10 protein-coding genes are annotated in these 12,023 nt (G+C 53.9%); 8 read left to right on the forward strand and 2 right to left on the reverse strand.

Going from position 1 to position 12,023, the window contains the following annotated elements; genetic code table 11:
* Positions 1-160: 160 nt before the first annotated feature.
* Both ABD971_RS11400 and ABD971_RS11405 read right to left on the reverse strand, forming a co-directional pair.
* Positions 161-448: a hypothetical protein gene (locus tag ABD971_RS11400; protein WP_345322093.1), complete on the reverse strand. Its 288-nt coding sequence runs from the start codon at positions 446-448 to the stop codon at positions 161-163.
* A 954-nt stretch (positions 449-1,402) separates the two neighbouring features.
* The gene (locus ABD971_RS11405; RefSeq protein ID WP_345322095.1) at positions 1,403-1,996 is read right to left on the reverse strand and encodes a hypothetical protein; all 594 of its coding nucleotides are present in this window, start codon (positions 1,994-1,996) and stop codon (positions 1,403-1,405) included.
* 457 nt (positions 1,997-2,453) lie between these two features.
* Here ABD971_RS11405 and ABD971_RS11410 point away from each other — a divergent pair, with 457 nt between their 5' ends.
* The 8 genes from ABD971_RS11410 (at position 2,454) to ABD971_RS11445 (ending at position 11,915) form a co-directional block, all read left to right on the forward strand.
* Positions 2,454-3,071, forward strand: a complete 618-nt coding sequence (locus tag ABD971_RS11410) for a DUF6677 family protein (protein ID WP_339940203.1) — start codon at positions 2,454-2,456, stop codon at positions 3,069-3,071.
* Between the two features lie 246 nt (positions 3,072-3,317).
* Positions 3,318-3,509: a hypothetical protein gene (locus ABD971_RS11415; protein ID WP_339940206.1), complete on the forward strand. Its 192-nt coding sequence runs from the start codon at positions 3,318-3,320 to the stop codon at positions 3,507-3,509.
* Positions 3,509-4,885 carry a Trk system potassium transporter TrkA gene (gene trkA, locus ABD971_RS11420; protein ID WP_339940208.1) on the forward strand — a complete coding sequence of 459 codons (1,377 nt, stop codon included), beginning with the start codon at positions 3,509-3,511 and terminating at the stop codon, positions 4,883-4,885. The genes ABD971_RS11415 and trkA overlap by 1 nt, the downstream gene beginning before the upstream one ends.
* Positions 4,886-5,532: 647 nt before the next feature.
* Entirely contained in the window at positions 5,533-7,017 is a 1,485-nt protein-coding gene (locus tag ABD971_RS11425; protein ID WP_345322098.1) for an ATP-binding protein, read from the forward strand.
* A 19-nt stretch (positions 7,018-7,036) separates the two neighbouring features.
* Complete coding sequence (locus tag ABD971_RS11430) at positions 7,037-8,485, forward strand: sigma-54-dependent transcriptional regulator (RefSeq protein ID WP_345322100.1); 1,449 nt, start codon at positions 7,037-7,039, stop codon at positions 8,483-8,485.
* Positions 8,486-8,855: 370 nt separating this feature from the next.
* The gene (locus ABD971_RS11435) at positions 8,856-9,668 is read left to right on the forward strand and encodes a hypothetical protein (RefSeq protein ID WP_345322102.1); all 813 of its coding nucleotides are present in this window, start codon (positions 8,856-8,858) and stop codon (positions 9,666-9,668) included.
* A 320-nt stretch (positions 9,669-9,988) separates the two neighbouring features.
* Positions 9,989-10,504 carry a hypothetical protein gene (locus tag ABD971_RS11440; protein WP_345322104.1) on the forward strand — a complete coding sequence of 172 codons (516 nt, stop codon included), beginning with the start codon at positions 9,989-9,991 and terminating at the stop codon, positions 10,502-10,504.
* A gap of 145 nt (positions 10,505-10,649) precedes the next feature.
* Positions 10,650-11,915, forward strand: a complete 1,266-nt coding sequence (locus ABD971_RS11445; protein WP_345322106.1) for a vitamin K epoxide reductase family protein — start codon at positions 10,650-10,652, stop codon at positions 11,913-11,915.
* Positions 11,916-12,023: the final 108 nt, after the last annotated feature.

Consider the following 12,023-nt stretch of genomic DNA (forward strand, 5'->3'; position numbering starts at 1 on the left):
TTTTACTCGCTGCAACCGGACGGGGCCCCGCCTCGTGCCGCTACCCAAAGTGGATGGGATTGGACTCGCTTCTCTCCATCGCACAAAAGGCTTGCCGCCAGCGCACAAAAAAACCTCGCCGATCCAATGGGATCGACGAGGTTTCAAGATCTTCGCTGGTTTAGCCTAACGCGAGGTTAAACCGGTCACGACTAGATGTCGGTGTTAGCATCAGCTTTTGGCGCTGGAGGTGCATCGCTGCTGCTTTCTGGAGCAGGAGCAGGTGCAGCTTCTGGAGCTGGAGCTGCTTCCGCAGCAGCACCGGTGGTAACGCTGCCAGGAACGAGAGTTTCGCCTGGAGCAAGGTCGTAGCCTTCGCTGCTTTGAACTGCAACAGGAGCTCCGCCGCCACAGCAAGGAGCTGCAGGTGCAGGGGCAACAACGTCGCCACCACAGCAAGGAGCTTCAACTACAGGAGCTGCTTCGCAGCAAGTTGGCTCTGCTGCACATCCACAGCTGCTCTTGCGATTGCGATGCTTGCCGAACAAGCCGCAATGCTTCTTGTGGCCACAGGTTGGCTCGGGGCAGCAAACGGGTGCTGGAGCTGGCTCGCAGCAAACGGGTGCTGGTGCTGGTTCGCAGCAAACAGGTGCTGGAGCTGGTTCGCAGCAAACAGGTTCAGCAACACAGCAAGGAGTTGCGTGCTTGGCCTTCAGGCGTGCGAACAGTCCACCGCCACAGCTTTTTTCAACAGCACAACCGCCGCACGACGGTTGAGCGCATCCACCGCCACACTGTTTGGCGTGCAGTCGGCTGAACAGTCCACCGCCATGGTGTCCTGCTTCAGCGGTTTCGCTCATGACTACTGCCGCACCAATTAACAGTGCGAATGCGGCAATGCCGCTCACCACAGTCCGATTCATAAAGATCTCCCAAGTGTTCGGAGTTTGGTGCGATCCGAATTCGCACATCAAAATTGTTAAGGCCATAATCCCACGGCCCATCGCGTCGATCCAACCGCCGATAACATCATCGACTACCGAAAGATCATCGAACCGTGTTCCAGCCCCCGCACCCTTTTAAGATGGGGGGTATAGGTTGGCTTTACGGCTCGCGCAATTTCGCCGCTACAGTAACCTTGGGAAAAATCGTGTCAATCCACCCAATACGATCCGTGAAAGGATTTTTTGCCTGAATTCGACTGCGGGCGAAATCCGGCATTTTGTGTGCCACAGCACACAAATTGTGAAGCTAGGTAAGATTGTCACAAAGATTGTGGCCAAATCCCGCCAAAATTGAGTGTTTTTTGTTCGGGTTATGCCGATTTTTCCGGCCACAGCAGGCCGTTTGGGTGGGGATTGCCCTCGACACAATACGGGGCAAAGCAGTGAACAAAAGGCAAGGATAAATTTTGCCGGATTTCTTAGCGAGAAAGCGCTTCGGAGGCTGGTTTGGCCGCCTGAGTGCCATTTTCGCTTGGGGTTTCGGATCCCTCGCTTCCTGCAAGCAGCTTGGCCATTTCCTCTCCGTTTTCGAAATCGATCACGATCGGTGGCTCGGCAGGATCGATTTCCATCGCCAGTCCCGAGATTCGCCATCCAGCGGTTTCGCGTTGCACCGCCCACACGACTTCGAAGTCGTTTTGGGTGCCTTCAGGACCCGGTTCGGTCCAAATGCTTTGCACCAACATCGAATTCGGTTCATTGGGCACTTCACGCGCCTGGGTCACGTTAAAACGAGCGTCGGGCGAGCCGATGGGCTGGACGGTACGACCAATTCGCTTGAGTTCCGATTGAGCTCGCTGAGTCAACAATTCGCCGGCGCCGGAGTTCTCTCCGCCACGGCGAACTTGATCTAAAAATTGGCTCACCACGTCGGTTGCCGAGGTTTCGGCAGGCGATTTGGCCGATGTGGTAGCGACGTTTGTATTGGGGGATGCCTGTTGGGCAACTTCCTCGGATCCGCCGCAACCAACGGTTGCGAACAGTAAGGAAGCAAACAGGGTAGAGTTCAACAAAATCCGGGTCATAGCGAAGGCCATCAAAATGGAGGAAGATCAGGCATGGATTCTGGTAAATAAGAAACCAACCAAGGGGGCGTCAAGGTAGATCCGATGCGTTAGCAGCCGGGCCAGCGGTGCGGGGCCAGCGGTGCGGGGCCAGCTTTGCGGGGCATCGCAACGGAACGTCGCTGATGACCCTAGCGAAAAACGAAGCTGCAAGGAAATACCAAGATCCTCGGCGCGGATGCGAATCCCCAATTGATCCATATCCAATAGCGAAGCGGACTTCGGGCCAATTGCGAAGAAGCGGACTTCGGGCCAATTGCGAACTGGACTTCGGATCCGTATTCAGATTCGGCTACCGCCCGCAATCGCTTTTCCGCACAATAGCCGCTTGGTTTGAAAGACCGACCCACGAAAATTACTTGCCCACGAAATCTTGCCCACGAACTATTGAAAGCAAACGAAGCTCATGCCCTCCAATGAAGACAACGTGATCGCGGTCGATGGACTCCGTGTCGATCTTCGCAATCGATCTCTTGCCGCCTTCTTAGCTTGGTTGCTGCCCGGTGCCGGACATTATTACCAAGGACGCACCAGCAAGGCGGCGCTGTTTTTTGTTTGCATTCTTTCCACTTGGGTCCTTGGGTTCGCGCTGGGTGGCGGGCACGTGGTGTACGCGTCCTGGCAGCCCGGCGACAAACGATGGCATTACTTTCTACAAGCGGGGGTGGGAGCGGTCGCGTTTCCTGCGTTGGTGCAAGGAAACCGGATGCGGGGGATGACGGAAAACGGCCGAACACTCAATAGTTACGAACCCTTGTGGGGCGGCTTTATGGCTCCGCCACGTCGGCCGGTGATTGAAAGCAATGCCGATGATGTCTCTGCTTGGTTTGCTCGCCACGGCGCGGGCTACGAGATGGGGACCTGGTACACCGTGATCGCAGGGCTACTGAATATCTTGGTGATCTACGATGCTTTCGGAGGTCCGTTGTCGGTTCCAATCAGCGGACGCAAAAAGGAAAGCGATGGCGATAAAGAAGGCAGCAAAGACGAAAATCCTACGCCCGACGCGGAATCCAATACCTAGACTGAATACTGAATAGCCAACAACACGAGCTAAACAATTAGGCAGGAGTCTTTCAGTAAATGGGCCAAACGGCTAACGGGATTTCACCCAATGATTCCTGCTTACCTGCTTAAACGCCCGTTGAATCCGTGAAAGATGCGAAGCAAATAACTGGCGTAGTGGAAATGCCTCAGTAATTGATTTCACGCCGGAACGACCATCGCGTCTTATTATTTCTTATTACACTTTGCAGCGAATTGATTGACGATGCTTTCCATTTCCCCCACCTACCTGCTGTACTTTGTGCCATTGTTGATTTCGATCTCTTTGGTGTTTGGTGCGACGCGTCATGAAGACAATTCGCTGATCATTAAGCATGCGTTGGGTACGGGACGCTGGATCTGTGGATTTATGGCGTTCATTTTTGTGGTCCTTTGCATTTTGAATTGGATGATCTAGTGCGAGTTCTGACTTTGGGTGCCGGAACGGTCGGCCGCTGGATCGCCGACATTCTTTGTCGTCGTCGACACAGCGTGACCGTGGTCGACAACGATCCGGCAAACGTTCGCCGAATTAACAGCGAATTGGACGTGCGCGCCATCCAAGGCAACGCTTCGCAAAGCACGGTATTGTTTCAAGCCGATGTGTGTAGCGCCGACATCGTGTTGGCCGTGACCGGGGATGACGAAGTCAACATCGTTGCCGCCAGCATGGCAAAAGCACTGGGCGCACGCCGCAGCATCGCGCGGGTTTACGCGCCGGCCTTTGGTGACCTCAGCACGTTTGATTACCAACGGCATTTCAATATCGATAGCATCCTGTCGCTCGAGCAATTGACGGCGTTCGAGTTGACGCGTGCGATTCGCAACCCCGATGCGATTCCGTTGGAACACTTTGCGCGTGGACAATTGGAAGTCTACGAGATGCAAATCACCAATAATGCCAGCGCTGCGGGCACGCGGCTTCGCGAACTAAAAATCCCCGGCAACGTCCGTGTCGGCTCGATCGCGCGAGAAGGTCGAATGTGGATCGCCAGCGGCGAAGACGAATTGAAAGCGGGTGACAGGGTCAGCCTGATCGGGATGCCCGATGCCGTTACCAAGGCGCGAGGCACATTTGGTGCGGAAGCTGAAGAGCGGCGATCTCGCAAACGAATCATGATCGCTGGCGGCGGCGAAACCGGATTCCACTTGGCTGGTTCGCTCAGCCCGCATGATTATCGAATCGTGCTGCTGGAACGTGATGTCGATCGTTGTGATCATCTCTCCAAAACGTTGCCCAACGTCACCGTCATTAATGCCAACGCCAATCGCCGCAGCATTTTGGAAGACGAAGGCGCGGGGACGGTCGATTACTTCGTTGCCTGTACCGGCAATGACGAAAGCAACATTATGGCGGGCGTCGAAGCACGCGAACTCGGTGCTTCGCGAGTGATGTGCGTCGTCGGTCGCCCTGATTACGCGAACGTCGTCGCGAAACTTGGCATCGACCGCGCCGTCAGCGAACGCGATGTCTTGGCTCGCCAAATCCTTGGTTTTTTAAACGAAGGAGCGATCATTTCGCAGAGTCGATTGCCGAGCGGTGAAATCGGGGTCTACGAACTCGAAGTCGTCGAGGGAACCCGAGTGACTTCGGCCACACTGGCCGATCTTCCGTTAGCTGGCCGATGTTTGATCGCCGCGATCCAGCGAGACGGTTTTGTGCGAGTCCCGCGAGCCGACGACCAATTAAAACCGGGCGATATTGTCGTGGCGTTGGTCGATCAATCCTCGGCCGAAGAGACTCTCGACATGTTCAACGCCCCCGCCCGCGGCAAGACAAATTCGCCTAGCTGATTGAATCGGGAGGTGAATGCTCAACATTGCTGGGCAACACCTCACTAGCCAGTTAAACGATAGTGCATAGTTGATTTATGCAAAATGTATATTGCTATCATGAGCTGGGGCCCGCAAAGAGGGCGTTCGGCTTAGGTGGGAAGGTAACATGATTTCTATCGTATCTGCGATGCATGAGTCAGTGAAGCCGGAATGTGCCACTATCCCGTAAGGGATTACAGAAATGAGCCGGTGGTTGGAACGCAGCGAACACCACCGGTGTTGGGCATGGTTGAGAGATGGAAGGCGATTTATTCGTAGCAACACCGATCCCAACCCGTTGGAATTCTGCCTTGTACCGCCGATCTGATGAAGGCAAACCAGCATTAACGCATTTTCGCGGCGATCGTATAGGTACGGTTTGATCGCCGCAGCGTTATAATCCTGTCCCCTTGGTTGGTGCCCGATCCCCCTGGGTGGTCTCGGGGTTCGATTTCGACTGAATCTTTGGGCACAAAAGGCGGTAGGAAGCCAACTTTCCCCTGACTAAACGACGATTGGATCGACAATTCAAATTCAGTCGCTGATACCCCCACGCCCCATGTATCTCTACATCCCAATTGCGTGACCAAGGACCATCTGCCGAAGCGGCGGCTTGGAGGTTACTTATGCGTAGAACCCTGATTCCTTTGCAGACAAGACTCACGTCGATCATTTTTGTCATGTTTGCCACACTCGCGGCCAGTGGCATTGCAGGCATGATAACGATCACGAGTGTGTCGGTTGCTTTACGTTCACAGCTCGACGAACATGTTCCAAGTGTGCAGGCTGCGGCGGAGGTCAAGCTGGCGATGCTTGAGCAGCGTGGAAATGTTTCTGCGTATATTCTGGACAACGGGAACGGAATCTGGATCGACCGCCTCGAAGAAAAGAAAGAAGGATTTGTCCACTGGTTAGAAATTGCAAAAGCAAGCGCGAACGAAGCGGAAGAGTTTGAAATCCTGAAGGAACTGGAGCTGGCGTATCGAGCCTACGATGACCGTCGCGAGGACGCTTTGAGGTCCGTAGATCAGGGCAATACCACTCTCGCAATTCAAATCGTACTCGTGGAGATCCCGGTCCTGTATGAAGTGGCCAAGGACGCATGCGACCGGCTGCTTGACGCCAACACCGGTTATATGCAGCAAAGCGTCGACGATGCTTACCAGCAATCCTTGAATATGGGTTGGGTGACCGGATCATGTTTGGCCGTCGGCTTGCTGTTAGCATTCAGCATCTCGGGCATCTTAACAATCGGCGTTTTTCGTCCGCTTCACCAGACCGCCGTGGAAGCTCGGCAACTGGCGTTGATCGATGGCGGTCCGTTGGGCTCTAGCACAAGTGAAGATCTGCATTCGTTGCCCCAATCTTTACGGTCGATTGCCGGAACGTTGACCACCGCGCGTGTGGATTTGCAACAAAGCCAAGCTCAGTTGCAACATGCGTTAAAACTGGCTTCTGTCGGAAGGATCGCGGCGGAAGTCGCTCATGAGATTCGTAGTTTGTTGACCACGATGAACTTCTGTATGTACATGGAGCACACGAAAGAATCTTCAGGGTTGCACCAAACGTTCGCCACGGTGCACAGCGAGATGCGTCGGTTGGAGCGCAACTTTACTGAGTTTCTGAATTTTGCTCGTTCGCCCGCACCTCAATTCTCGCTCTGTTCGGTGGCTCAACTGATCGAAACTTCGGTAGCGTTGATTAGCCCCCGGATCACTGAAAAACAACTGGCCGTTCAGCAAGACTTGGATTCTGGATTGCCAGCTGTCTGTGTTGACTCCGATCAAATCGGACAGGTGCTGGTGAATCTGTTGACCAACGCTTGTGATGCGGCACCACGGTCAAGCCAGTTGACCATAATAGCCAACACTGAATGCCATGTGGATGGTCGGCGATTTGTCATCATACGGGTGTGTAATCAGGGAACGGAAATTCCTGAGGCAATCCGTGATCGCGTTTTCGAACCTTACTTTACGACAAAGCCTTCGGGTACTGGCCTTGGGTTGGCAATTTGCGAAACCATCACGCGTTTGAATGACGGACAGCTGCAACTGGAATCGTCATCTGCAGCGGAAACAGTGTTTTTACTCCGGATCCCGCATAAGCAATAGATGTCACTGGAGAGAGGTTGTGAGTAGGGTTCTGCTAGTCGATGACGATGTCCATCTGCTTTCTATGTTTGCTCTCGCGCTAACAGGACGCGGACATCAGGTATTTACTGCGGGTAGCGCCGAGGAAGCGCTAGCCAGCGTGGACACTGCGAGGCCGGAAGTCATCGTGATGGATTTCCGATTACCTCTGATGAACGGCCTGGAGGCCTTTATCACACTCAAAACGACAGCGCCACAGATTCCGGTGATTATCATGACTGGTGAGAGCACCATGTCCTTGGCGATTGAAGCGACCTCGCTGGGTGTGTTCGACTTTCAGGCCAAGCCGTTGAACCCGACGGTGATGATTGAGACAATCGAACGTGCGGCGGAAAGTTATCGCGACTCCCTGAGACCTCAATCGACCGCACCGGCAAGCAGCTCTGTCGATGACGATACGATTATCGGCAACAGCCCGAGCATGCAGGAGGTCTACAAGGCAATCGGACGTGTGGCGCAGACAGACGCCACTGTGCTGATTCGTGGTGAATCGGGCACTGGCAAAGAATTGGTCGCCGATGTGATCCACCGCTATAGCCAACGTCGACTCAAACCGTTTGTAGCGATCAATTGCATTGCCATTCCAGAGCCACTCTTAGAAAGCGAATTGTTTGGCCACGAACGCGGGGCGTTCACCGGAGCTACGACCCAACGGATTGGAAAGTTCGAGCAGGCTGAGGGTGGAACCATCTTTCTTGATGAAATTGGAGACGTGCCGCTCAGCGTGCAAGGCAAAATACTTCGCGTACTGCAAGAACGGACGTTGACCCGTGTTGGCAGCAACACAAACATTCAGGTTAACGTACGCGTGTTGGCCGCCACCAACCGAAACTTGGAGCGTGCTATTAGCGAGGGAACCTATCGCGAAGACCTGTTCCATCGCCTGAACGTGGTCAGCGTCAAACTGCCGCCGCTACGAGATCGCCGCGAGGACATCCCCGATCTGGTCAACCATTTTGTTGACAAGTTTTCATCGGAGCTCGGGGTCCAACGCCACGTAGTCGCACCAGATGCACTCGCACTGATTACCGAACAACCCTGGCCAGGCAACGTGCGAGAACTTTCGCATTTTCTCTGCCGACTGATGATCTTCAATCCGGGGGTCATGCTACGAGAGCATCACGTTCGCCAAGCATTGAGCGTGGCGGAACAATCCAATCCTGACGCGGGCAACTCAGAAGACCGTCTTCGCGAGATTGTACGGCAACATTTATTGTCAGATACCATAGAACGCTCTTTCCAATCCTTTGTGGAAAAAGTGGAGGCAATGCTGGTGCTCGAAGCCTTGCGATCCACCCGCGGAAATCAAAGTCACGCTGCCAAGCTGCTGGCCATGTCCCGCGAAACGTTTCGCTGGAAATTGAAGAAATACACCGACCCTCTGGACCACTCCGCTTCCCGCAACGGTCCCGAGCATCTTGGCAACTGAAATGTTTTTCTAGCAAACCGATCAATGCCGTCGCGACTTAGACAAGCGGGGCCTTTAGACAGGCTGGAAACCGATTCACGTGCAGATGACTGCGAACTTCAAGAATCAATTTTCTTGGCCTTGCATTTGCATTGAGCATTCAAAGCCATCTTCTTTGTGAAGTTGGGTGAGAACGGAGCATTCGGCCGATTGGCTAAGGGATGATCGAAGAATCGACATCCCAATTTTCATTCGCTCTCATGCGTGTAACGCGTCCCCAGGAAATCATGGTGTTTCCCTCCGGTCCAAAGCAATCATCTCTACCGATAGCACGGGGGGGGCTCTGACCGTGTTCTATAAAAAGGTGCTTCCGAAGGAACGACCCGCAACAATGGATTCTCGTGCACAAGGTGGCGTAGTCCGATTCGAGTGCGATCCAAAGTACTTGTTCGAGAATAACCTGCCGATGCTCGACTTGGGCGAGGTGGTGGGAATCTCTGTCGACCAAGTGTTCTTTGGCCGCAGCCAACGTCTAAGCAACTTGGACTATTGTCAGCTTGCGAGTCTCAATTGCAATCGCGTCGCTGTGGCTGTGGATTCGGATCATGTTTTATTGATCGGTCCAGGTCTGTGGGAGACTCAGATCAAGTTCGCCTGGCGCGAGGTGGTGGCCGAAACGTCGAACTTGCCTCCGTCACTGGTCCCTTTTACTGTCGAGCTCCGTGCGCGGGTCGTGTACGGCAACCGTTGCGGAAGTCCGCTAACGGCGGGTCAGCTTTTCGATGCCCCCATTGATCCAGCGAAGCCGATGCGGGTGCGGCGGGGCGAGGTGCTGTCAATCACCTTCCGAATTTACGATTTGCTGGGAAATGAAGTGACCTCGGAATTCGGCGGCGGCCCGCATTGTATTTCCCGAGTGGAGGATCTCGGGCCAGCGGCCGAATCGGTTCCTGGCTTGCCTGTCGAGTTGCCCAGCGAATCGTCTTTTCGCTACCAAAAGGACGACATGGGAAGCGGACGGTGGAGCTGCGAATTATCCACTGCAACCGCAGCTTTCGTGGACGGCCACACCTACGAACTGCAGGTGCGTTTGAATGACGGTAGCCTACATGCCTGCCGGTTCGAGTTTGAGTACTGCTGCGCCCCACTCCCAATTCCATCTACACACACTCCACAAAAACCGCCCGCGTCGGGACGTCCCTGAGTGGAAATATTCTGGGCAAACTGGTGGTACATCACCAGCTCTTTGCCCCCCATTGCATTGCCTACGATCAGAATTGTGGGGAACTCCAGTCTTTCCACCCTTGGCTCTGAAACTTCTTCAAATTGACGTTGATTGGTACGCACCGTGCATTGCTATTAGCCCGCCTGTCAGGAGGGTCGGCGCCAGTCCCGAAGAGGTGTCTTTGGATGCGGGTGATGGTATCTCTTAGATGCGGCAGATCGTTGCGAAGTGAAAGCAAAACAGCGGAATCAGCGTGAGAACCGCAAAACAATTTGGTGTATTTACTGTGGAGTTTCCTGATGAGAAAGTTAATGAAGTGTAGCTTGGCTTTGATTGCCTGTTTAAGTGTCAGCACGATTGCGTACTCGGCATGGTACGTTAATGGTGACGGCACTGGCTTCGTCGGCAAGGGCGACGTGCAGTTGGTTTATGGCTGGAACAATGCCCAACTGCAGACCAATGCTGGCGCTGTGACGTTTCGAGCCTTAATAATCGAACAGAGCGAGGTCAGTTGGGAATGCACCAACGCAAATAACGAGAAGATCCAGGAGCGTAGCCGAACAACGACAACGACGATCGGGGGTTTGCTCTCAAGCGTAACTCGCGTGAAAAACCAAGTTACAGGGTTTAACCTGGAGGGCTTCAACGGAGCTCCGAACTCTAGTTCCGTTACCGAAGGGCCAAAACTTAATTCCTGCCCCGCGCCTGCCAGCACCTGGTCGTTGACAACACCTGCTGGTGATCCAGTGGCAGTGGGCGAGGCTACCCTTCTTGAAGTCAGTATTAATGGAACTACCTGGGCCCCGCTTAACTAAACCATCGGGTTAGGCGTTCACGAGAAAAGTACACAAGATATCGCGAGGCTTGCTGCAATTTCGCAGTAAGTCTCTTTTTTTAACGGGAAAAAATCGCCTTATGCTTGATTGCTGAGCAAGAAATCCGTTGATGGAATGCTTTCCGGTGAGCATCGAACTTTTTCCATGTTCTAACCATTTTTGTCTCATAGCCATGAACACACTGTTGGTTTCGCAGTTCCCCAGGGTGCGAGAAGAAAGCAAGTCTGGAATCGGATCAATGCACCCAGCCTCATTGCGACTTGTCACCCTCGTTGTGGCTTTTGGCGGTCTGTTCGCGGCGATGGTGTTGAGCTTAGGTCATGTCCTCGATTTGCCAGTACCCTGTGGTGGAAGTCATGGTTGTGCGACAGTGGCGCAACACCCGGCTTCGAAAGTGTTTGGGGTACCAATCGCCTTCGGCGGCGTCGCGGCCTACCTGATCATCATTTTCCTGCTGTCGTGCCTCAACCACCGTTCAGCGAAAATCGTGTTGCTCGCGATCACCGCCATTGGCAGCGTTGTCAGTGTCGCTTTATTGATCTATTCCTACAACGTGATCCAGGCGACTTGCCAGTGGTGCATTGCCTCCGGCACTATGATGATTCTTTTGTTGGCACTCGCCGTCGTGCTGACGAGGATTCGACAGCCAATTCAAAAACTTTCGTTCGCCTGGTTTTTCGGACTGGGATTAATCACCTCGGCTGCTGTCGGCATTGCGGCAGGACAAATGCAACGCTCCGCCAACATGCCCCCCATTTCGGCGCAGCGACTGGCGAACTTGACGGTGGATGATTTGGTAGACCCGGCCAAATCAGTGGGGCCTGACACAGCACCGTTGACGATCGTCATGTTCGCGGACCTGTGGTGCCCTGCTTGTCGGGCCATCCACCAGTCGCTCGTTGACTTTCAGCAAGCAAATCCCAAGGGCGTTCGATTGGCATTTCGACATCGGCCATTATCAGGAATTCCCGGTCACGAACAGAGCGGCGCCGCGGCCGCGCTCAGCGAGATTGCTGCCGAACATGATCAGTTTTGGCCGTTTATCGAAGCGGTGTTTACTGCACCGCAGCGTTTGACTCGCGAGGGATATCTGAACCTCATGCAACGCCTTGAAGTGAAACCGGCCGAGATCGAGAATCGCATTGCCGACCTAAACGATCCCGCCGTGTTGCGAGTCTGGCAAGACATCGAACTTGCCGAGCGGCTTGGAATCGACGCCACCCCGACTTTCATTGTAATGTTCGAAGGTCACGAATTAATATCCGCAAACCTACGCATATTACCACGCATTCTGAATTCACCCATAGTTCTCGCAAAGTTGGGCGATTCTATCAGCTCGAATAACGGGGACAGCCATCCAGATGATGCGAGCGAGCTTATTGGAGAGTGAAAACCTCGGATCCATGCCTTATTTGCAACGATCTCCGCCCTTTTTCTTGACTTGGTTCCTGGGCGACCTAGGTTTCAGGTTAGACCGAGCGTTTTCAACCTCCTTTTC

The organism is Novipirellula rosea, from assembly GCF_039541335.1.
GTDB classification, from domain to species: Bacteria; Planctomycetota; Planctomycetia; order Pirellulales; family Pirellulaceae; genus Novipirellula; species Novipirellula rosea.

Excerpts from the sequence above, each read along its gene's own strand:
- ABD971_RS11410 (WP_339940203.1), top strand. The coding sequence starts at position 2,454 with ATGCCCTCCAATGAAGACAACGTGATCGCGGTCGATGGACTCCGTGTC.
- ABD971_RS11415 (WP_339940206.1), top strand. The coding sequence starts at position 3,318 with ATGCTTTCCATTTCCCCCACCTACCTGCTGTACTTTGTGCCATTGTTG.
- ABD971_RS11425 (WP_345322098.1), top strand. The coding sequence starts at position 5,533 with ATGCGTAGAACCCTGATTCCTTTGCAGACAAGACTCACGTCGATCATT.
- ABD971_RS11435 (WP_345322102.1), top strand. The coding sequence starts at position 8,856 with ATGGATTCTCGTGCACAAGGTGGCGTAGTCCGATTCGAGTGCGATCCA.
- ABD971_RS11440 (WP_345322104.1), top strand. The coding sequence starts at position 9,989 with ATGAGAAAGTTAATGAAGTGTAGCTTGGCTTTGATTGCCTGTTTAAGT.